Source organism: Peribacillus folii (assembly GCF_030271255.1).
Classification (GTDB): Bacteria; Bacillota; Bacilli; order Bacillales; family DSM-1321; genus Peribacillus.
This window is the reverse complement of sequence record NZ_JASJOM010000004.1, coordinates 1-20,715: the sequence shown is the minus strand read 5'-3', so window position 1 is coordinate 20,715 and position 20,715 is coordinate 1. Positions and strand designations below refer to the sequence as shown.

At 39.8% G+C, this 20,715-nt stretch carries 17 protein-coding genes and 2 pseudogenes; 9 read left to right on the top strand and 10 right to left on the bottom strand.

Features of this window, described 5'->3' with window-relative positions; all coding sequences use genetic code 11:
- Positions 1-140: 140 nt before the first annotated feature.
- The gene (locus tag QNI08_RS07320; RefSeq protein WP_285766773.1) at positions 141-1,433 is read left to right on the top strand and encodes an MFS transporter; all 1,293 of its coding nucleotides are present in this window, start codon (positions 141-143) and stop codon (positions 1,431-1,433) included.
- A 133-nt stretch (positions 1,434-1,566) separates the two neighbouring features.
- Here the strand turns inward: QNI08_RS07320 and QNI08_RS07315 are convergent, their stop codons facing one another.
- From QNI08_RS07315 to QNI08_RS07300, 4 genes are all read right to left on the bottom strand, one after another.
- Positions 1,567-2,955: a PTS transporter subunit EIIC gene (locus QNI08_RS07315; protein ID WP_285766772.1), complete on the bottom strand. Its 1,389-nt coding sequence runs from the start codon at positions 2,953-2,955 to the stop codon at positions 1,567-1,569.
- The gene (locus tag QNI08_RS07310; RefSeq protein ID WP_285766771.1) at positions 2,952-5,048 is read right to left on the bottom strand and encodes a BglG family transcription antiterminator; all 2,097 of its coding nucleotides are present in this window, start codon (positions 5,046-5,048) and stop codon (positions 2,952-2,954) included. The genes QNI08_RS07315 and QNI08_RS07310 overlap by 4 nt, the downstream gene beginning before the upstream one ends.
- 49 nt (positions 5,049-5,097) lie before the next feature.
- Complete coding sequence (gene xylB / locus QNI08_RS07305) at positions 5,098-6,579, bottom strand: xylulokinase (protein ID WP_285766770.1); 1,482 nt, start codon at positions 6,577-6,579, stop codon at positions 5,098-5,100.
- A 99-nt stretch (positions 6,580-6,678) separates the two neighbouring features.
- Complete coding sequence (locus tag QNI08_RS07300) at positions 6,679-7,692, bottom strand: zinc-dependent alcohol dehydrogenase family protein (protein WP_285766769.1); 1,014 nt, start codon at positions 7,690-7,692, stop codon at positions 6,679-6,681.
- 285 nt (positions 7,693-7,977) lie between these two features.
- Between QNI08_RS07300 and QNI08_RS07295 the strand changes: the two genes are divergently transcribed.
- Both QNI08_RS07295 and QNI08_RS07290 read left to right on the top strand, forming a co-directional pair.
- Entirely contained in the window at positions 7,978-8,523 is a 546-nt protein-coding gene (locus QNI08_RS07295) for a DinB family protein (protein ID WP_285766768.1), read from the top strand.
- Positions 8,523-8,747, top strand: a complete 225-nt coding sequence (locus tag QNI08_RS07290) for a hypothetical protein (protein WP_285766767.1) — start codon at positions 8,523-8,525, stop codon at positions 8,745-8,747. The genes QNI08_RS07295 and QNI08_RS07290 overlap by 1 nt, the downstream gene beginning before the upstream one ends.
- A gap of 207 nt (positions 8,748-8,954) precedes the next feature.
- Here QNI08_RS07290 and QNI08_RS07285 read toward each other — a convergent pair.
- Both QNI08_RS07285 and QNI08_RS07280 read right to left on the bottom strand, forming a co-directional pair.
- Positions 8,955-10,130 (bottom strand): annotated as a pseudogene (locus QNI08_RS07285) (glycoside-pentoside-hexuronide (GPH):cation symporter); the annotation flags it as partial.
- Between the two features lie 12 nt (positions 10,131-10,142).
- Positions 10,143-10,355, bottom strand: a complete 213-nt coding sequence (locus QNI08_RS07280) for a hypothetical protein (protein ID WP_285766766.1) — start codon at positions 10,353-10,355, stop codon at positions 10,143-10,145.
- Between the two features lie 311 nt (positions 10,356-10,666).
- Here QNI08_RS07280 and ssuD point away from each other — a divergent pair, with 311 nt between their 5' ends.
- The 3 genes from ssuD (at position 10,667) to QNI08_RS07265 (ending at position 13,422) form a co-directional block, all read left to right on the top strand.
- Positions 10,667-11,800 carry an FMNH2-dependent alkanesulfonate monooxygenase gene (gene ssuD, locus QNI08_RS07275; RefSeq protein WP_285766765.1) on the top strand — a complete coding sequence of 378 codons (1,134 nt, stop codon included), beginning with the start codon at positions 10,667-10,669 and terminating at the stop codon, positions 11,798-11,800.
- Positions 11,801-12,067: 267 nt separating this feature from the next.
- Positions 12,068-12,523, top strand: a complete 456-nt coding sequence (locus tag QNI08_RS07270; protein WP_285766764.1) for a GNAT family N-acetyltransferase — start codon at positions 12,068-12,070, stop codon at positions 12,521-12,523.
- A gap of 692 nt (positions 12,524-13,215) precedes the next feature.
- Positions 13,216-13,422 carry a hypothetical protein gene (locus QNI08_RS07265; protein WP_285766763.1) on the top strand — a complete coding sequence of 69 codons (207 nt, stop codon included), beginning with the start codon at positions 13,216-13,218 and terminating at the stop codon, positions 13,420-13,422.
- A gap of 79 nt (positions 13,423-13,501) precedes the next feature.
- Here the strand turns inward: QNI08_RS07265 and QNI08_RS07260 are convergent, their stop codons facing one another.
- Positions 13,502-13,717 (bottom strand): hypothetical protein, encoded by a 216-nt coding sequence (locus QNI08_RS07260; protein ID WP_285766762.1) that lies wholly within the window; start codon positions 13,715-13,717, stop codon positions 13,502-13,504.
- Positions 13,718-14,844: 1,127 nt separating this feature from the next.
- On the opposite strand from QNI08_RS07260, the gene QNI08_RS07255 reads away from it, so the two are divergent.
- Positions 14,845-15,396, top strand: coding sequence for a CBO0543 family protein (locus tag QNI08_RS07255; RefSeq protein WP_285766761.1), 552 nt, complete (start codon positions 14,845-14,847; stop codon positions 15,394-15,396).
- Between the two features lie 77 nt (positions 15,397-15,473).
- A complete protein-coding gene (locus tag QNI08_RS07250; RefSeq protein ID WP_285767120.1) occupies positions 15,474-15,587 on the top strand; it encodes a BhlA/UviB family holin-like peptide in 114 nt (37 codons plus the stop codon).
- Positions 15,588-16,062: 475 nt separating this feature from the next.
- Here QNI08_RS07250 and QNI08_RS07245 read toward each other — a convergent pair.
- Positions 16,063-16,590 (bottom strand): annotated as a pseudogene (locus QNI08_RS07245) (DUF3898 domain-containing protein); the annotation flags it as partial.
- 68 nt (positions 16,591-16,658) lie between these two features.
- Positions 16,659-17,789, bottom strand: a complete 1,131-nt coding sequence (locus tag QNI08_RS07240) for a site-specific integrase (protein WP_285766760.1) — start codon at positions 17,787-17,789, stop codon at positions 16,659-16,661.
- 421 nt (positions 17,790-18,210) lie between these two features.
- Between QNI08_RS07240 and QNI08_RS07235 the strand changes: the two genes are divergently transcribed.
- Positions 18,211-19,425, top strand: coding sequence for a DUF6414 family protein (locus QNI08_RS07235; RefSeq protein ID WP_285766759.1), 1,215 nt, complete (start codon positions 18,211-18,213; stop codon positions 19,423-19,425).
- Between the two features lie 929 nt (positions 19,426-20,354).
- On the opposite strand, the gene QNI08_RS07230 is transcribed toward QNI08_RS07235, so the two are convergent.
- Positions 20,355-20,715: hypothetical protein (locus tag QNI08_RS07230; RefSeq protein ID WP_285766758.1), on the bottom strand; the 361-nt coding region annotated here is incomplete at its 5' end.

The window sequence follows — 20,715 nt, the reverse complement described above, 5'->3', positions numbered from 1 at the left end:
CGGAATAGTTAAATTTTGTCATGAAAAAAGCGCCAAAGTTGAAAGAAGTGGCGCCACTATCTCCCTTTAAACGGTGCTATACTGATTCAAATGATGAAAGCGCAATCATACATTTTATCGATACGGAAAAGGGGATGTTTATGAGTATTGCTAATGGAATGAATGGGACATTTTTAGATAAAATCGGGATTACGAAGTCGCTCGCCTGGGGGTATCTCGGGATCTTGATTTTCATGATGGGTGATGGGTTGGAAATAGCTTGGATGAGTGCTTATTTGCAAGGAAGGGGAATGAGCGTCGAACAAACCGCATCGCTTTATACGGCTTATGGAGTTACCGTTGCCATCGCTTCCTTTTTATCAGGGGTGCTCGCTGAAGCTTTCGGTCCTAGGAAAATCATGTTTACGGGATTACTGGTTTACATCATCGGGACTAGCTCTTTCATTGCTTTTGGCCTTTCGGAGCTGAATCAAGGGATGATGCTCCTTACGTATGCTCTCCGGGGCTTTGGTTATCCACTTTTTTCCTATAGCTTCATGGTATGGATCAATTACCGAAGTCCTAAACATAAGCTGGGAGCGGCAGTCGGATGGTTTTGGTTTGTCTTTACAGGAGGTTTGAATGTGCTGGGTGCTTATTATTCGATATGGGCGATTGAACGATTCGGGCACATTGGCACGCTATGGACGTCGATTTTCTGGGTATGTGTCGGAGCATTTTTTGCCATCGCGCTGAACCGTGACAAATTGGAACTGAAAAGCAGCGGCATGAGTACCCGTGCAAAATTGAAGGAATTGACGAAGGGCTTCACGATCATGAAAAGGGAGCCAAAGGTAGCGATTGGCGGGGTTGTCCGAACCATTAATACGACTTCTCAATTTGCCTTTCCGATCTTTCTGCCGATTCATATGGCCCATTACGGCATTTCCATCAATACCTGGCTGACCATGTGGGGCATGATTTTCACGAGCAATATTGTATTCAATGTGATATTTGGAATAGTCGGGGATAAACTGGGTTGGCGTAATACGGTGATTTGGTTTGGCGGGGTTTTTGCAGGTTTTTCCACTTTGCTGTTATTTTATATGCCAATATGGACCGACGGTAATCTTGTATTCGTTTTTATCGCCGGTATGCTTTGGGGCGCTTCCCTAGCAGGGTATGTACCATTGTCCGCCTTGGTACCTTCGCTTGTGAAGGAAGACAAAGGAGCGGCTGTATCTGTTCTGAACTTAGGGGCAGGGCTCCCGGTATTCGTCGGCCCGGCGCTTGTGGGCGTATTATATGAGCCACTAGGTGCAAGCGGTTTAATCTGGATGCTTGCCATGTTATATTTCATCAGTGCCATATTGACCGTGTATATCCAATTGCCTGAAAAGAAAAAAGGTGTAACGGAAAAAATAAACGTGGAAGCATTGGAAAAAACCATTTGAGATTCAGGCGGCTCAATCGTACAAAGAGGGGTTCGAAATGGAACATTCGAACCCCTCTTAAAAAACCCATGTTTTGTCCGAACACAGGTATATGGTTAGTTCGGCATGGTATTTAGCCGCATCTGCAGCGCATTTATTTTGATTGATTTCTGTTTGTAATAAGGAAAATGATATCATCATATTCCTGTATGTTAGATAATGAATTCAACCCTATGATCGGGATGGATTGACGCATCTGATTCAATCTCTTTTTCAGTTGGTTTTGGATGACGATCAAATCAGTATTGCTTGGAATATCATCGATGGAACGGTGCTCGATTTGGATATGCGCGAGCCCGGCTTCCTTCACTTTTCGTCTTAGGATGGCCGCTCCCATTGCACTCGATGCCATTCCTCCGTCACATGATACCGTAACATGCCGGATGGATGTAAGGAGTGCTGGCTGTTCATCCAGAATCATGATGCTTGGCCGTTCATTCTTTTGATTAAGCGGCAAGTTGAGGGACCCCATAGGTGCCCCGGAGCGTTTGGGTTTGGATCGCACGAGAATAAAGTGAGCAACAAGGCATGAAACCGCGGCCGATAAGCCAATTCCTGCAAAAATGACTAGGATATCCTTTTGCGGTGCCAGAAACAAGATCAATAGAATGCTGCCGGGAGAAGCTGTGGAAACGAGTCCGACATCGAAAAGCTGGAAAAAGGAAATGCCAGTGAAGCCGCCGGCAATTACGGCAAAAAATAACGCCGGCTTCATTAATATATATGGAAAGTACACTTCGTGAATCCCGCCAAACAGCTGGATCCCAGCGGTTCCTCGAAGGGAGGGCTTATCTTCCTTGCTTGAAGTCATTAAATAAGCCAGCAGGACACCGAAGCCTGGTCCAGGATTCGCCTCTACAAGAAAGATGATGCTTTTCCCGAGTTCGCGTGCCTGTTGAATGCCAAATGGCGCCACGATTCCATGGTTTATCAGGTTATTTAAAAACATCACCTTGGCGGGCTCGATGATCAAGGATAAAAAGGGGAGCCAAGCTGATCCGACCAGCATAACCAGCCCATTATTCACATGCTTGAGCACCTCGTTCATCAGGGGGCCAATCAAGAAATAACCAATTAGCATTAAGCCTATACCAAGGAGTGCATCAATAAGATTGGCAATTAATAGCTCACTGCCAATCGGAATATAATCTTGTGTTCGCCGTCCCACCCATGCCGAAAGCCAGCCGATCAACGGACTGAATAATATCGCTCCGATGATCATTGGCATATCAGATGCCATGATCAGCCCGATCATCGCAACATTTGCAACAATGCCCCCACTATGGCCGCCAAACAGTTTACCGCCTGTATAGGCAAGCATCAATGGCAATACATACCGATAAATCGGATCGATAAACGAACTGATAACAGCATCAGGCTTCCAGCCATTTGCCCCAAACAATATATTCAAGATGCCGGCAGCGATTATAATGGAGATATTTTGAAAAACAATGGAACTATAAATGCGTCCTATGCGATTCATCTTTGTTTTCCTCTAATATAAGAAAGAATCCTCTCCTGATAGGCTTGCTGAACATGCTCACGCACGGCAATAAGAGCCAGTTCCTCGTTGCCGGAAGATATGGCACCTGCTAGCTCATCATCAAGGAGGCCGCTTATCAATTCTCCTAAAAGCGGAAAATGCTCACGAGGTGCATCAGGAGGTGCTGCCAATAATAATAAGGTATCTACGGATTGCATTTTTCCATTTTCAGTATGCCATGGCATGGCTTCCTTCAACGAAAGGATATTGACGAAAAGGGTGCTGACAGCATCCGTGCGGCTATGCAAAATCCCAATTGAGCCAATGGCAAAGCTGCCTTTCCGTTCCCTTTCCTTAAATGATTCGATCAGGCCTTCGGGGGAGATGACGGCATGCGATCGTGCGACAAATGGGTGAAGCCACGCAAGCCTTTCATTTGTTGGGCTGGCTTCCATCCATGACAGTCCTCTCATCACCTGCGCGACTGCCTCTCCGAAGTGAGCGATTTTCATAAGGGATGTGTCTTCCGGAGGGCGGTCATCTGAGCGGGGCCACTGTGTGCTGCTTAGATGCTGTTTCAGTTTCCGTTTTATTTTTTGGACATCATTCTCGTTTAAAATGGGAGAAACGATGACAAGGCGTTCTTCCGTTATGGCAGGAATTTGAATCGTTGATACGATTGCATCGACCTGCCAGTCGTTTTCCAGCCACCCAGGCAGCTCACCGACAGATAAAACCTCGGAAACCTGAATGCCAGGGATTTCTTGCTTTAATCGGGATGCAAGCAAGCGCGATGTGCCAAATCCACTGGCGCAAACAACTGCGACGCGACCACTTATATTTTGCTGATTGATTAGTGCCGCCCCCACGTGCAAGGCCATATAAGCAATCTCAGCAGGGGGGATGGTAACCCCAAGGTAATCCGTTAATGATTGCGCACTTTTTCGGCTAGCTTCATAAACGTCGGGATAATCTCGTTGAATTTGGGATTGAAGCGGGTTATGGATGGGCAGCCCGTTGCGTATTCGGTTCAGGGCAGGGTAAAAATGCTTAATCAGCCCTTCACTTAACATCGGGTCTGTCAATGGCTGATTCAGTTCCGCTTTTACGCCATCGATGAACATTTTGATTATATGTGTGGTTTCCTCTTCTTGTATCTGTTCAAGCGGCAGGTTGGGCTGAACTCCGTATAAATGAAGGATCAAATAGTGTATTTCCTCCTCAGGCAGCTGGATACCCAGTAATTCCCTCAATCTTTCGGCGATATAAAAAGCGGCAGGGTATAACTCGATCAGCTTACGGTCAACCTCGGCATGCCCGTCGTTTTTATCCTTATGGCGCTCGACTGCAAGTGCCAAATGAAGGGTAACACTGATCCGGTCCCGCTCGTTTGAAAAAAGAGAAGGATTCCGTTCCGCAGCTTCATTGAGCACTTTTCCGGCTGCATGCAGAATATCCAAATTCATTAGGTCCAGATACATGGACGGGATATGTTTTTCTATCTGCCAATCTTTTTTACCTAATTGCAATAAATCAAACACGGCCAGCCAATTCTCCGGCAGTGTTTGATTATTCACGACAGCAGTAATGGCAGCCCGTAAATGCTTGTCGTCGCCGGAAATGAAAATACCAAGCCCCGGCTTACGAACCAATGTTAATTGAAATTCGTTCAACCAGCCTTCCAGCTCTTGTAAATCATGGCCGATCGTCGCTTCGGTCACATGGTATTTTTGGCTGAATACGAACATTTTGGTTGGTGTCTGATCTCGTAACAAGTCACAAATGATCCCGAGCTGCCTGTCTTTTGGAGAAAAGGAGGTCGATTGTTGAGCCTTCTCCAGTTCTTCCGCGAGGACTTCTTTACATTCCTGATCCCCAACCAAGCATATTCCGCTTCGGAACTGTTTCATGATTTTGAGGCCATATGACCTTACTATCGGCTTTAACTGGGCTATTTCCCGCTGACATGTTCGTAAGCTAATCTCGAGGTCCTCAGCGAGATCCTTCGGTAAAATCGGAAAGTCGTTTTCAAGTAAACGGTCGATTATCATTTTTTGGCGGCTGCTTATGAAAAGTTGCGTTTTCTCTGCCATCCTTTACACCTCATTTCTCATCGAGCATGTTTCATTCCCTTTTTATGTACTAAAACAAAGGATTCATCACTTGTGCAATGGCCTGATAGCGGGCAAACTGTGCGTCATACACATGTTGGTTTTCCGGGTTGCAGTCAATCCTTTTGGCAACCTGATTAAGCACGGGTATATCGGTGAGAGCCTTCCATACTCCAATGCCAAGTCCAGCCAGAATGGATGCACCATAAGCCGGGCCTTCACGTTCCTCATGAACCTGAAGCGGCTGCTGGTATACGTCAGCAAGAATGTTTGTCCAAATGGGATTTTTAATCGCCCCTCCTGTGACCGTCCAATCCGTCACTGCAATTCCGGTTTTATCCATCATATCCAATACATCTCTTAAACTATAACAAACCCCTTCTATCACGGCCCGAGCCATGCTTTTGCGATGATGCTCATATGTCAATCCGAAGAAAACGCCTTTTGCTTCGGGATTATTCAAAGGTGACCGTTCACCATTCAAATAGGGGAAGAACAATAAACCTCCTGCACCAGCATCGACCTGATCCACACCAGCAAGCAAGTCATCATAGGTTTGCTTTTCGAACGTATCCCGGAGCCATCTTAATGACATTCCCGCCGATAAGGTCGTCCCCATCGCATGCCACATTCCAGGCAAGCAATGACAAAACACATGCAGGGTGCCGGCTTGATCTCTTGCTATGTCGGGCAGTTCGTTCAGGGGAACGAAAACAGTCCCGGATGTTCCAATACTGATGCTTCCTTTCCTTTCCGTTATGATTCCATTTCCCAGGGCAGCGGCTGCATTGTCGCCTGCTCCTGCCACCACTGGTATACCAATAGGCAATCCCGTCACCTGTGCCGCTGTTTCAGAAATTGTTCCAATCACTTCCTGACTTTCCGAAACAGGAGGGAACCAGTCAGCAGAAAAGCCAAGCTCTTTGATCACATCCCATGCCCATTCTCTTTTCTGGACATCCAATAAACATGTCCCGCTCGCATCGGTCACATCGGCCGAAAATTCTCCGGTCAATTCAAGGTTGAGGTAATCCTTTGGCATTAAGACCTTATTTATTCGAGAATAATGGTGGGGTTCCTTTTTTTTAAGCCATAGAAGCTTTGGCGCAGTAAAACCAGGTAAAATCGGATTTCTTGTCGCAGCAAATAAACGATCTGGTCCGATGAGCTCTTCCATTTCGCCGCACTCTATTCTTGTTCTTCCATCATTCCATAAGATGGCTGGCCGGATTGGCTGCTTCCGTTCATCTAAAATGACCAGGCTGTGCATTTGCCCTGTTGTGCCAACCGCCTGGATGGCTCCCGGGTCAACACCGTTTTCCCAAAGTTTATGTAAGCAGGTTATGGCGGACTCCCACCAAAGTGAGGGAGATTGCTCACACCATCCGGGCTGAGGGCTTTCAAAAGAATAAGAAACCTCGGCGGAAGAGACGACGCATCCCATTTCATCAGTCACCACCGCCTTCGCTCCTTGGGTGCCGATATCAATGCCTAATAATAATGTTGGATTCATGAGTTTGTATCCTTTCCGCGTTTTTTAGTGAAAAACCGGCCAGAATCGTTTGAGCAGGAAATAAATAACTGCCCAAACGATTCAAGGACCGGCATGCCGTTATTTTTCGATTGCTACTTGGACTTTGAATTGACTGCTGCTGCGGCTTCCTTGTAAATAATCAAGCGTTTCCTCAAGCGAAAGCTGATCGGAAATGAGCGGCTTTAATTGGATACGGCCTTCCTTCACCCAGTGGAAAGCAGGAATGAAGGTGTAGTTGATTGCCATCGAGCCTAATACAGTCCAATCATTATTATACAATTTAAATGGATCTAGGGTGATTTTGGCATCTTGTGCAGTCACGCCAAACTGAAGATATTTACCGGTTTTTCCGATATAGTCAAAGGCACGTTCGATGACGGAAGGAATTCCGGTTGCATCAACGACAACATCGAAGCCATGTGGATATTTTTCTTTGTTAAGCTCTGATTCGATGTCGTGGCTGAGAACGCCTTTTGTAGCTCCCCACGCCAGCCCCATATCCAATTTCGCTTGATCAAGGTCGACGACGACAAGCTCAGAAGCACCGGCCATCTTCAAAGATTGAATTAACTGCTGTCCCATTGCCCCAGCTCCGAATAATAAAACTCGTTCCCCCACCTGGAGATTCAGCCGGTTCATGGCATGTACGACACAGGCCATCGGCTCGATGAAGGCAGCTTTTTCAAATGAAAGGGAATCGGGTATTTTGACGACATTTCGTGCCGGAACTCTGACATATTCAGCCATGCTGCCATCCGTGGTATTTCCGAGGGCTCCCCAATCTTTACACTGATTACCACGATGTGTTAAGCAATATTCACATTCACCGCAAAATAAAGAAGGATCTGCCGTTACGCGCTCTCCAACATGAAAGCCTGTTACATCTTCGCCGACTTCATGAATGACACCAGAAAATTCATGTCCTGGTATGATCGGATAGGGAGACAAAAATTCCCCCTTGAAAATATGGATATCTGTGCCGCATATTCCGGTATGCTTCACTTTGATCGTTACCTCGCCAGACTGTGGTGCAGGATAAGGAACTTCTTTTACGACTGCTTTATAAGGCTCTTCAATCACTAATGCTCTCATTTTCTTTCCTCCTAATATGCTAAAAATGCGTAAACCTAGTTATTGATGTGATACATGAATCCGTTTTCATATTTTCATTCTAGCAATCTTGCCCAATTGATTGCACAAGAAGATTCCATAAGTTTGTCACTTGTAAACGGACAAATTTTATATAATGCCGTGAGAAGGAGTCAAAAAAATCATACACAGACTTCAGGAAACATATATGATAAATGGATAATTGTGTTAATCTTGAAATGCCGTCTGGAACAATATCCGTAAATTGCAGGGGAAGGAGAGAGGCGTTTGGGAGCATTGGAAATGATAGAAACCTACAAACGTGATCTGCAAAACTATTCCATCGAGCAACTACATTTTAAAACTGCCAAGGGGGTTTGGTCCATCTGTCAGATGTATGACCATCTAATAGCCGTCGCCCATGAGTACCTTGATAACGTTGAACTTTGTGCAAAAGCGGAAGCGGAGCAAGCGCTCGGGAAAACGGAATTTGGTGAGAGATTATATCGAAACGGAGGGTTTCCTCCGATTAAAATCAAGTTACCGGATGAAATGAATGCCCCGCCAAATAATCAAGATAGTATGGAAAAGCTTACCACCAGGCTGGTTCATGTAATCAACAGATTACGGGAATGGCAATGGAAGGTGGGGGAGGTCAATGCAAACTTCAAAGTGAAGCATGGGGGCTTCGGCTGGCTGAATGCACAGGAATGGTATGATTTGGTCGGTATGCATTTCCGTCATCACTTGCGACAGAAAGCCGAACTTGACCTTGATATCCGAGATGGAAAGAGAGCGAATATACAAGACATTCCTATAGAGGACGGGCAGTAATGAATATGCAAACGAATCAAATATTCATTAAATTAAAGATTAAAAACAGGCGGAATTTCAACCTTCAATCTCGTTTACGTGAAATGTGCGATTACAGCATGGAATTTGAGCATGATAGGGTTGAAGTTCAAGAGGTAAAGATGGTAAACGGAGGAAATTATGAAATTGTCATACATGTCACAAGAGATCTGGATTGCCTAGGTGAACCAATGGATCGTTATTAAGCCAACATGGAAGTAAGTAGCGGAAGGGGAAAGAAGATTTTAATCCCGTTTCCTTAAAACCGAAGCATGAGAAAAGGAAAAAGGGGAGGCAAAGTTACGATCATCTTTTTCCTCTCCTTTTTAATGAATAAAAAAATATGAAAATAATGGTGAGTGATCAGGCAATGTAACAACAGGGAAACACTTATATCGATTTTGCAAGAATCATCAAACGGAAACGTCCCCTTTACGATCACTAAGCTCCTTAATGATCCGAGTGTATTTATCGTCCGATAGTTTATAGAAGAATGCGATAACGATAATTGTCGCCAGTGCGAGAGTGCTGGGGTAGATGAACATTAACCCTCTGATACTTTGTTGTACATCTGGACTTTGTACCGCATTTGGAACATATCCAACCAACCCTAATACAAGCCCGGGAACGAAACCTGCAATGGCTTGAGAAAGCTTACGACAGAAGGTGAAGAACGAATACACAACGCCCTCGGTTCTGTTACCGGTTTTCCATTCTCCATATTCGACAGCATCAGATACTAAAGCCCAGTTTAAACTGTTTACAAATGAGCTTCCAAAGAAAGCGAAGCAGGCCAGGATAATGAAAATCACGGCATCATCTGCAAAAATATAAGCTGAAATGTCTCCTACAGCCCAAATGCCGCAACCTAATATATAGGTGAACTTCTTACCAACTTTTTTGACCATGAAAGGAACGAGGGCAACGCCAATGAAGACGCAGCCTATACTAAAAAAGCCCATATAAGGGACAATCGAAACGTTCTTTAACACATACTGACAAAAATATACTTGAACAGCAAGCTTGACGTTAAAAGCTGAAAAGGTAAATAAATTGACTAAGCAAAGAACAAGTAATGGGGTATTTTTTAACAAGCCTTTATAGCTGTCAATCAATTTCACCTTTGTTTCCTTTGGTTTTTCGTACACATATCTTTCTTTTACATGAACATAGGCGTAAATTTGTAATAACACACCTAAGAAGGCAAAAACGGAAACAGCCACTATATAGCCAGTAGATGCACTATTGAATAGTAAAACGATAGGCATAAATCCTACAGTCGTAATAAGAAGTCCTAAATTCGAGCCCGCTTGTCTAAATGATGCCAATTCCGCCCTTTCCACGGGATCTTTCGTCATGGCAGGCACCATTGATCCATATGGAATATTTGAAATGCTGTAAATGGTCCCAAACGCCATGTAGGTTACAAATGCCCAGACGGTTTTCCCTGTCAGGGAGAAATCTGGATTCGTAAAACTGACGATCGTTATTAAGGCAAGCGGTATCGCCGCATACAAAATGAATGGCCGAAACTTACCCTTGGGGCCAATGCTCTTTCTATTATCAATCCAAGTACCTACTGTGATATCCGCGAATGCATCTCATATTTTCGTAATCAAAAAGACTAAACCTGCTGTCGCAGAAGACAAACCTAGTGAATCTGTATAAAACTTAAGCAAGTATATTTGACCAAGATCAAACAGGAAATTATTCCCTACGTCCCCTATACCGTAAGCAATTTTCTCCTTAAGTTTTAACTTTTTAGATGGGTTGACCGATTGTATTCCGATAGTATTAACTACTGGTTGTTCCATACTTTCTCTCCTTAGACTGTTAGGATTTTCTCTCAACTTGCAACAGAATAAAGACCCCTTTGGTTGACCAATCGGAAGTTCATTTTATTATAATTGCATTATTCCGATTGAAATGCAAGGAATAATTAGAATGTTAATTCGGAAAAATTAGATAATTTTTTATATTCATTTTCTTTATTCCTTGAAAGCCAATCAGATTAGTGTATAATGTGATTGGATTAGACAAATTAGACAAATGAAATGCTAATGTTTCCAAAGGAACACAAAGGAAAAAGATCCGGTGTATTATTTGGTACAGGAGGAAGATAAAAATGAATGTGTTTTGGTTTATTCCAACAGGCGGGGACAGTCATTATTTAGGGACATCAAAAGGTGGGCGTGATGTGGATTTCAATTACTTGAAACAGCTAGCGCAAGCGATTGACTCTTTAGGGTATCAGGGGGCTTTACTACCGACGGGACGTTCTTGTGAGGATGCTTGGGTAACCGCATCTTCGTTATTAGCCGTCACTTCACGCATGAAATTCCTTGTAGCTCTTCGGCCAGGACTCATGCTGCCATCCGTCGCAGCCCGGATGACGTCAACATTCGATAGATTATCAGGTGGACGCCTCTTAATCAATGTCGTTTCAGGAAGTAATCCTGCAGAGCAAGTTGGCGATGGCATTACGGTTGCCCATGATGAACGGTATGAACTGACAAATGAATTTTTAGACGTGTGGCGCTCCCTTTTGGCAGAGGAAGAAGTTGAATATGAAGGGAAACACTTACATATTGACGGTGGCCGTCTTATCTTTCCATCGGTTCAAACACCTCACCCTCCCGTCTATTTTGGCGGTTCCTCAGAGAAGGCTCTTTCTGTAGCTGCAAAACACTGTGATGTGTATTTAACATGGGGGGAACCCGTGGATGCAGTAAAAGAAAAAATCGATAGAGTGCAAGCCTTGGCTGAAAAAGAAGGACGTACACTAACCTTCGGCATTCGTTTGCATATCATTGTTCGTGAAACGGAAGAAGAAGCTTGGCAAGCAGCTAATGATTTAATTAAATATGTGGACGATGAAACCATTGAAGCTGCACAAAAGGAATTGAGTAAACACGTTTCAGAAGGGCAACGTCGCATGCTGGCACTATCCAGCGGAAGTAAAGACAATCTCGAAATCAGCCCTAACCTGTGGGCAGGTGTCGGTCTCGTACGTGCAGGTGCTGGGACTGCGTTAGTCGGTGACCCAGTAACGGTGGCCGAACGTTTAAAAGAATACCAAGCCATCGGCATCGATACCTTCATTTTATCTGGGTATCCACATCTGGAAGAAGCCTATCGGGTAGCCGAATTACTATTCCCCCATTTACCTTTGAACTCCATTCAGGAGAGGGAGCAAAAGCAAGCTGCTAAATCGACTCATGGAGTTGTCATTGCAGATAGTGTACATCCAACTAAATAGCATGCAGCCGGGTAATTTGTCCGATCTTCCTGAAAACCGGAGTGCCGGTATCATGAAAGCCAGCAGAATCAAGATTTCAACGATTATGTTGAAATCTTTTTTTGAGGGAACTAGTATAATCGGTCCAATCGGCTTGTGCTTTCGTTCGACGAATATCGGGACAAGAAATACTTGATTCAGCAATCGGGACATTTGTAGATAGGGCTGTTATGTTAAAATATAGAATAAATTGTAAATGGAAGAATTGTAGAATCAGGGGTGTTTTTAATGGATTTTAAAATAGATGATTTAACTGGGGCTGAAGTGATTGCATTGGTGAGCGAGCACCTTCATGGCATGGCCCTTCATTCCCCTCCGGAAAGTATACATGCCCTAGATCTCGAGGCATTGAGAAAGCCAGAGATTACCTTCTGGAGTGTATGGGAGGACGATCAATTAGTAGGATGCGGGGCACTTAAAGAGCTGGATGATCAGCATGGAGAGATAAAATCAATGCGAACAGCTACAGCACACCTAAGAAAGGGTGTTGCCAAACAACTAATTCAATACATAATGGAAGAAGCCAAGCGACGTGGCTATCGGCGCCTAAGTTTGGAAACGGGATCCATGAATGCTTTCGAACCGGCAATAAGACTTTATGCAAGTCTCGGGTTCCAATATTGTAAGCCGTTTTCCGATTACATCGAGGACCCAAATAGCGTATTCATGACAAAGAAATTATGAGTATGGTTTTAACTAATCAGATTCCAATGGTTGTATACAAAAATAATGAAGAAACCCAGCTAATCTTTCCATGAGGAGGTAGCAGGGTTTTTAAGTTGGGTTTGAAAGGGTACGTAAAAAAGTAATTTTAGTCTTAACCGATAACTCTGTTGTTATGATCTTTGATCCCGTAGCAAATTAAATTAAAGTGAATTTAAAAAGTCTGGACTATTTTTTACAAAATGTATGAATTATCTTTAGAAGATTATTCGAAGGTTATTTTATATCACAAATTAGGACATGTTCTTGACTCCTGAATTTGATGAATTAGGAAATGTTGTATTAAGTAGTGTTAATTTACTTGCCAAAATGGGTTTAACGAAAGACTTCTAGAGATTATAAAGGAAAAAAGAATTCTTGCAGAGAAAAATGCTTGGAGAATTGCAGAATTATTTATCGAGAAAGATTTATATGATGTGTTCCTTAAAATAAAGAAGGTCAGCTTGGAAGAAGCGAAAGAAGTTGAAGAGTTAAATAAACAAAGAATTGAAATTATGTATAAAGTAGCAGAAAGTGAAATATAGTATAAAGTTTTAAAGCAACAGATTCACATAAATAAGTAAAATGATTTTTAAGGCATCTGAGGAATCGGATGTTTTTATTTGCAAGAAATCATAGCTTTTTAACGAACTTTTATTAAAGGAGATGGTTAAATGAATATAAGAGTACAATATAGGCTTTCCATTCATGTTAACGAAAGACTCATCCCAGAGCAATATGATCGGTATGAGATACTAAACGTTAGAGAAGATATTAATCCTGACGATATGAAGGATTTTAATGAACTTAGTGAACAATTGGGGAAGGCAATTCATCGACCTGTAAATGAATTTAAAATGATAGGCTTCAAATTAATTTAAAGACACCTGTGGGGAGTCAAATAGAAAAACACTCGACCATTTGGTTAAGTGTTTTTCTTGTGTATATTATAATGGAAAATTATTTAAAAAATGGCCGAGAGACAAAAAGGTGAGCTTTTCGATTAAAAAGATGATTATTTACTTTCACATAGTCTCCAGTGAATTCTTGAACAAACCCAGTTGTAAGAACTGCTTTTTCATTTAAGTATTCTACATCAACAGCAGTTAGCAAATGTTGATGTGCTTCAAAATCCAAATCAGACTTTAGAATATCTCCATCCTTAGTAATGTACATTTAACTCCCTCCTTTTTCCCTATTGTACAGGTAATTCATTCTTGGAAGTTAAATTAATATAGAATTAATATAGAGAAAGGAGAATGAAACATGTTAATTTGATAAGAAACAAAACTGTCAAGATTGTCATATGAAATTTGAATGGTATTATTAAGTACCACAACAAAGAAATGAAAAAATTAAGAGCCCAAACCTTGCCAAAAAATAAAGAATCAATTAGGCCGAATATATGGAATAAAGATAGAACAACACTGCATGTGCATATTGTTCTGGTAATGAATGTGGATATCCAAATACTTTTGATGTAGATTATGGGGAAATTAAATTTAAAAATTGATTGTTGGAATCCTTTTGAAAGTATTCTGGCGGATTTAATTCAGAAAAAAGAAGCAAGATATGAAGCAAAACTAATAAGAACGCATAAAAAGCAAGGGGTATGTAGATATAATAAATGGATGTAATGAATCAATATAAAGAGAGAATGCTATTTCGTAATGCATTCTCTCTTTATGTAGTAAACCTTTTAACAGGAATAAGAGACATTTTTTATTAATCTACCGGTCACTATTATTGCCTATAAACCTTTGTAATCGCCGCTACATTACCAATAGATTGCAGACCTCTAGGGATCACACATAACTACCCACAAAACGGAAGTAATACAAGTGGAGGAATAGTGACCACGATTAGGATATCTGTTAATTTGAACGGGGAAATATCTATTGATGCAGTATCAGAAATGACTCAATAACAGGACGGAATATGGTTTCCGATAAATACAAGATACGGTGTATAAAAATAGGGGTGATAAAATGAAACATTAAGACCAGTAGTTATTCCGAATCAAGAATGGTTTAGCAGTAGCGTTAAATACGTAGCAAGGGTTTCAAATTCATTTACTAGCTACTTTGAATTGAAGTTCACTGATGTCACTGGAACAGTTATACCATTGGCAAGTTTAACGAATGACATCTTTTTGGGCTTTATAGCAATAGGTGAGAAAAATGTATTTGATGTTTAAACAACGGTAGGAACAAACTGTGCGGTAAACCATTTGCAGCTTCAGAAATTTAGAGCGCTCATAACAGAGTGCTTTCTTTGAATTCTTTCTTAACAGAATGGGAAGAATGCTAAGAAAAAAACTGGAGAAAATTATGCATTTCTTATTTAACGCACTTTTCTTATTAGCAGGAATTAAATGGGGCGATTGGAGAAGATGGAAGGATTATTATTCGACCATTCTATTCTTTATTATTGGCGATCTTCTATATAGTTGCTTGCTATACAACCATCAACTTTGGGCTTATCAAGAAAACATTTTAGGTGAACATATCTTGAGAAATGACTTAATTATTTCATTGATGATAATGTTTGTTTCATATCCTGCTACAATATTGATATATCTGGGACGTTTCCCACAAACGATTTGGAAAAAAACATTTTGGATCACTCTTTGGGTTATTCTATATTCAACATTAGAATTACTGAATTTAAAGTTTTTAGACTTGATCAATCACTTTAATGGTTGGAATATCTGGTGGTCTGTTTTGTTTAATATTGTTATGTTTTCATTTTTACGTATACATTATAAAAATCCCTTATTAGCTTGGGGATTGTCATTTGTATGGATCATATTTATTTTTTACGCTTTAAAAATACCACTTGAAAAAATTAAATAGCAATTCAATCCAAGTCGTCCCAAAAGGGGTGGCTTTTTATTTTGCAGTGAAAGAGGTGATGAAATTTGGAAACAGATGTGTTATTAAAAGAACGAGGATTCGCAGCTTTATTTGTATGGATATTGTATTCCACAATGAAAACCAACAAAGAACGCGAATCCAATTATCAGACTGTAATTGAAAAAAATTAAGATGTAATTGAAGCATAAGTTCAAGCATTCTCGACATTAGCCCAAGATGTAAATGAAATTACGCAAATCATTGTTAGTGATAACAGAAACTAAAAACTAAGGAGGATTATTATAATGAATAAATAAGATTTTGGGTTTCTCTGTGTGCTTTCATTTCAATAACTGTATCGACAAGTTCAAGGAAGTGGGGTTTTAGTTGAGTCTGGTCTAATATTGCATTCAGAGTTGAAGTAAACGTAAGGTGAATGAAGGGTGCTGCATTTTATAAAGTTATCTCTTATGAAACGCTTTAACATGCTATTACATGAATTGATAGGATTCTTACAAAACTAGGAGGCTAATAAAATGGAATATAGAAATTAAAAAAGGCAGTCACAATGACCGCCCTAATGAGGATATAACACAGGTATTTTGTGACTCTAGAGTCACATGCCGAGTCACCAATCATCAAATTTTGGTGTGACTCGGGCTATTTTTAATCTTTATTTATGATTTTTTCAATCAGTACCTGCAAATCATCCGGCCTATGAAATTCAATCGGCGAGACACCTTTATCGAACTCTATCGTATCAGATTCTATCATCAATACATACTTCCCATTAATCTTTCCTAAGTGGATGCTATCGCCGAAATCGGCTAACAGTCCTTTTATTGACGTACTGCCAAGCTTCATGCGCAGCTCTGCTTCAGGTGTGTGCTCGACAATCTGGGCTGTGGCTTCGACGACCTGGTGCGTTTCAAGGCGTTCCTGGATTTCCCGCTTTTCACTCGTTTCCCAGATTTCGAGGTCCTGTTCGAATTTGTGCAATTCGTCACTGTTTTCTTCGAATTGAGCGGACACATGTTCATGGACCATGTGGATGACCTGGTTTTTCATGATTTCCGGCATCGATTCGCCATATTCGACGAACTTCAAGAAGTCCTCGAAGTAGCGGGCATGTGAGGCCTGGTGGATTTTCAGTTCGGCTTCTTCGACCATGCCTTCTTCGGGCATGTAGGGGTAAAAGGTACCTGAACCATTGATATGACTACATTTAAGGCACTGAAAATGTTTAGTGGTCACTAATTCGGTCACATTCCTATAATTTTGTCCAATTTATCCGAGACAGATTTCTGCATATCGGGAAGGACATGACTATAAGTATTGAGCGTTGTTTCAATATCTGCATGACCTAATCGTTCTGAAATAAGCTTTACATTTACATTTTGTTGAATCAAGATAGTAGCATGTGTATGTCTAAGGTCATGAAACCGAATTTTGGGCAGTCCTATCTTTTCAGTCAAATTATAGAACTCCTTGCGGAAATTTCTTGGTATCATGGGTTTACCTTCCCTTGTGCAAACAACTAAGTCGTTATTGTGGTAACTTTGCCCGTGAGTTAACTTTTCCTGTAAGACCATTTTCCTGTAGGTCCTTAACTCGTCCACTAATTTACTAGGGATGTGAATTGAACGGACGCTCGTTTCATTCTTTGCACCTGATTTTATTTCAGCATTTTGTGTTAATGTTTGCCGAACAAATATAGTTTGTGTTTCAAAATCGACATCTTTCCAACGCATTCCTAGAATCTCTCCTTGCCTCATACCTGTAAAGATAGAAATTAGAAATCCGATATAACAGCGAGTCAATCTATTAATATTACTAGATTCGCTGATGAATTGATTGACTTGTTTGAGCGTCCAAATACTCATTTCTCTTTTCTTAATCTTTGGAAGAGTGATTCCATCAGAAGGGTTATGCTTTATTAATTTCAAAACTTTTGCTTTTTTTAATGAAGCACTAACAATCCGGAAAATTAGATGGATGGTGTGTGCTGAATAGTTCGTGTCGTTTACTAATTCATTGATAAACTTTTGAATTTGTATTGGAGCAATCTGCTGTACCTTTAACTGACCCATTTTTGGTTTTATGACATTTCGAAAATAGATAGAATGAATTTCAAAAGTAGTCTTTTGTAGTGTATTCTTCCTTTCTAGAAACCACTCCTCCATATAGCGTTCGTAAGTCATCTTTGTCAGGTCTAGGAACTCATCTTCTAATACTTCTGCTCTTAGCTTTGTCATTTCATCTAGAGCATGGCGTTTTGATTCAAAGCCTCTTCTTCTAATTTGTTTACGTTTACCAGTCATGGGGTTAATACCGCTGTTAAATATGAAATCCCATTTTCCCGTTTGTTTATTTTTATTGATACTTCCTGTCACAGTAAGAACAACCTCCTTGGAAGTTACCCTTTGTCTGTGAAGGTTTCCTTATCTATATTTTACCATAAAAAGTGGAATTGTAGACCAATCTGATAATAAGCAAAAAACACTGTTACAGAAAGAAATCCAACCTTCTTCTCATATTTAAAAACTTTTTCTCTGAAGTAATTCATAACAAGCTTTTAAATATTACCGCTCTAAACTAAAGCTAGAATAAAATGGTTTGAAAAAATGCCATTATCTGTCACAATCACTATGCTATAATTAGTGAAGTTATTTAGTAGGGGAAATGTTGGAACAACTGAACTTATACTCCCTTATGGAATAAAGGATATCGCTTTCACATTTATGTTCGTTCTTTCTAAATTTAGCTAAATAGTGTAAATGATAACTGAAAATTGAAAAGGTGGTAATTTGTATTTTGTACAATAATATGTTTAAACCAAGAGATTTTATATATATTAATCAGGAAAAGCTTAATTCCTATTTTTCTCAACTTTTCGGTGGATTGATTAGGGATATTCAGACCTCTGAAACAGAAGAAGAACAAATTGTGACAGCCAAAAAAATCAATGCAGAGGTAGCGGGGAAATTTGGACTAGGGCAAGGTAGTGAGAAATTACTCGATTTTATTTTAGGATACTTAGGTAAAGTAGAAGGGTCTTTAAAAGGGAACATAGGTGGGGAAAAAACTAAAACTAATAAAAATATAGGGCTAGCTAGCTCAAATAGAACCTTAGAGCATTTTCAGTATTCGTTATTGGAAGAAAGTTTAAGGGGAACAGACTTTCTAATCGACCTTGATGAAATAGTAGCTGAAAATAAATATACAGCTAACGAAATAAAGGAAAAGTTAGAGGTTTCCCATTTTATAAAATTTACTGCTGCTTCTTTAGAGATTACAGACTATAGAAATGCTATAAACTTTGCAAATATGATAGGTAGAGTTATAGAGCATTCTGCAAGATATATTCAGGGAAACTACACTAATCTTATAGAGTCGTATGAGTATTCTAAAACTAATGAGAATCAAGATGATAGTGATTCTTTTTCTGAAGATACAAAAAGGTATATTGAACTTATTAAAGATAAAGGTGATGAATATTTAAGGAAATTATCTTTAGCAAGTATTTTAAATCAGTTTTCGCCGAGTGATATAACCGCAGGGAACGGTGAAAAGTTTAGCGCTATTGTAGACGTCGTTAATGATGTATTATCGGGTGAGATGATTCCGTTAGATATCCTATTAAAAGCGGATTTAATGACCTTAAATGATAGTACACTTAGTTTTGAATCACAATTAAAAGAAAAGTACTTATTAGAGGAAAGAACAGATTTATCCTTCAAATATGGATATTTTGAAGATACACGTTGGACAATTATTGGTCAAATCACATCTTTGCAAAGTCCCTCCAAATATAAGCTAGAGGAGACATTTAAAGAATTTGGTGACAACATTACTGATTTGTTGTCAAAATCTAACGATATAGAATTAAGTAGTGCTGTCAAAGGAATTATTAAGGAAATTGACACGTTAACAAAAAAAACAGGACTACTTCCAACAGTGGGTGAAAATAATATTGCAATAACTCCAATAGCAATATATATCGAACCGATTAAAAATCCTTTCAAGTAATTCCTGAACAGTTCAAAGTGGTTTTTATAGTTTAGTATGTATCCTCGTATAATAGGGTGAATGTATTTATAAATAATTCCAATATAGGTTGTTTTATGTATAGCGGTATATAAGGGGATTTTTCACCAATACTAATTGAGTATATTTTGAAGAATGTAATTGTTACCACTCCTGCACTTGGGTGTGGAAAAGCTGCTACATAAGAATTTCGTGATTTTGAAATGGTAGAATGAAAACCGGAAAATTCTAGAGAATATACATTCAACCTAATATGTTAATAAAGTTCTCTTACAATGAGCCTTCCCTAATAATTTAGGGGGGTTCGTATTCTAGGGAAAAGATGATGTTATTTTTCGTCTAGATATTACTTTAGAAAGCAATGACGGGATTTTCTAAGCTTAATGCAGAAGAATTATCTAAGGTAACTATTTCTAAAGAAAGAGAGAATACATAGAGATTTATTACAAAAATGGAAATAGAATGACTTCGAATAACATTCCGTATATGATTACAATGAGAATCCGCATGGGCAGTTTATAACGAGTTAAAGGAGTAAAGCTCCTTAGTAATTTGTAATAAATATTGAAAAGTCCTTCTACCGGAAGGACTTTTTACAAAAAAAACTTTGCGTAATTTGATTGGGTTATTTCTTTGGAATTGGAAGTTTATATCATTAGCTATTAGAGATAATATGATTGGATTTGACCCTGATTATTCAACTATATTTGATGAAATATTGTTTGAAAAAAGAGTTATTACTAGGAATCGTTTAAAGATATATTAGAAGTTTACTGCTAAAGGATAGAAGGGAAAGAAAATGAATGTAAATAGAAATAGGCGTAAGGATGGTAAACAAAGTAAGAAAAAATAGAAAGAGATAATAGGTTACTTTGTTTCATGGAATTTAAACCTTCGTAAGTTACCTTTTGTTATCGGTATTTAGGAGGAACACACTCCAATACAAAATCAGTTTCATTATACTCACTTTGTGCAAGTCGATTAGGACGAAAAGGATTGTATGTCCACACTCTAATTTTGTTATATGGTATTCCGTCGTAATTCATTTGAAAGTAGTTCCAGACGGCAAACCTTGAAGAATCTGTACTTCTTTTAGAACCCATATATTTAAAAGGATGTACAAAAGGGTGAATAGCTTCTCCTTTATGCTTAATAGAAGTTATATAACACCCTCCACCTTTATTAATGGTGAATTCCCATATCTCCAACAGATATTGCTGCTTCTTATTTTTGAACTCTTCCTTGTAATATTCGTATTCCTCTAAGATGAAA

Coding starts and splice junctions, on each gene's coding strand:
- QNI08_RS07320 (WP_285766773.1), top strand. CDS start 141: ATGAGTATTGCTAATGGAATGAATGGGACATTTTTAGATAAAATCGGG.
- QNI08_RS07315 (WP_285766772.1), bottom strand. CDS start 2,955: ATGAATCGCATAGGACGCATTTATAGTTCCATTGTTTTTCAAAATATC.
- QNI08_RS07310 (WP_285766771.1), bottom strand. CDS start 5,048: ATGGCAGAGAAAACGCAACTTTTCATAAGCAGCCGCCAAAAAATGATA.
- xylB (WP_285766770.1), bottom strand. CDS start 6,579: ATGAATCCAACATTATTATTAGGCATTGATATCGGCACCCAAGGAGCG.
- QNI08_RS07300 (WP_285766769.1), bottom strand. CDS start 7,692: ATGAGAGCATTAGTGATTGAAGAGCCTTATAAAGCAGTCGTAAAAGAA.
- QNI08_RS07290 (WP_285766767.1), top strand. CDS start 8,523: ATGAATATGCAAACGAATCAAATATTCATTAAATTAAAGATTAAAAAC.
- QNI08_RS07280 (WP_285766766.1), bottom strand. CDS start 10,355: ATGGAACAACCAGTAGTTAATACTATCGGAATACAATCGGTCAACCCA.
- ssuD (WP_285766765.1), top strand. CDS start 10,667: ATGAATGTGTTTTGGTTTATTCCAACAGGCGGGGACAGTCATTATTTA.
- QNI08_RS07270 (WP_285766764.1), top strand. CDS start 12,068: ATGGATTTTAAAATAGATGATTTAACTGGGGCTGAAGTGATTGCATTG.
- QNI08_RS07265 (WP_285766763.1), top strand. CDS start 13,216: ATGAATATAAGAGTACAATATAGGCTTTCCATTCATGTTAACGAAAGA.
- QNI08_RS07260 (WP_285766762.1), bottom strand. CDS start 13,717: ATGTACATTACTAAGGATGGAGATATTCTAAAGTCTGATTTGGATTTT.
- QNI08_RS07255 (WP_285766761.1), top strand. CDS start 14,845: ATGCTAAGAAAAAAACTGGAGAAAATTATGCATTTCTTATTTAACGCA.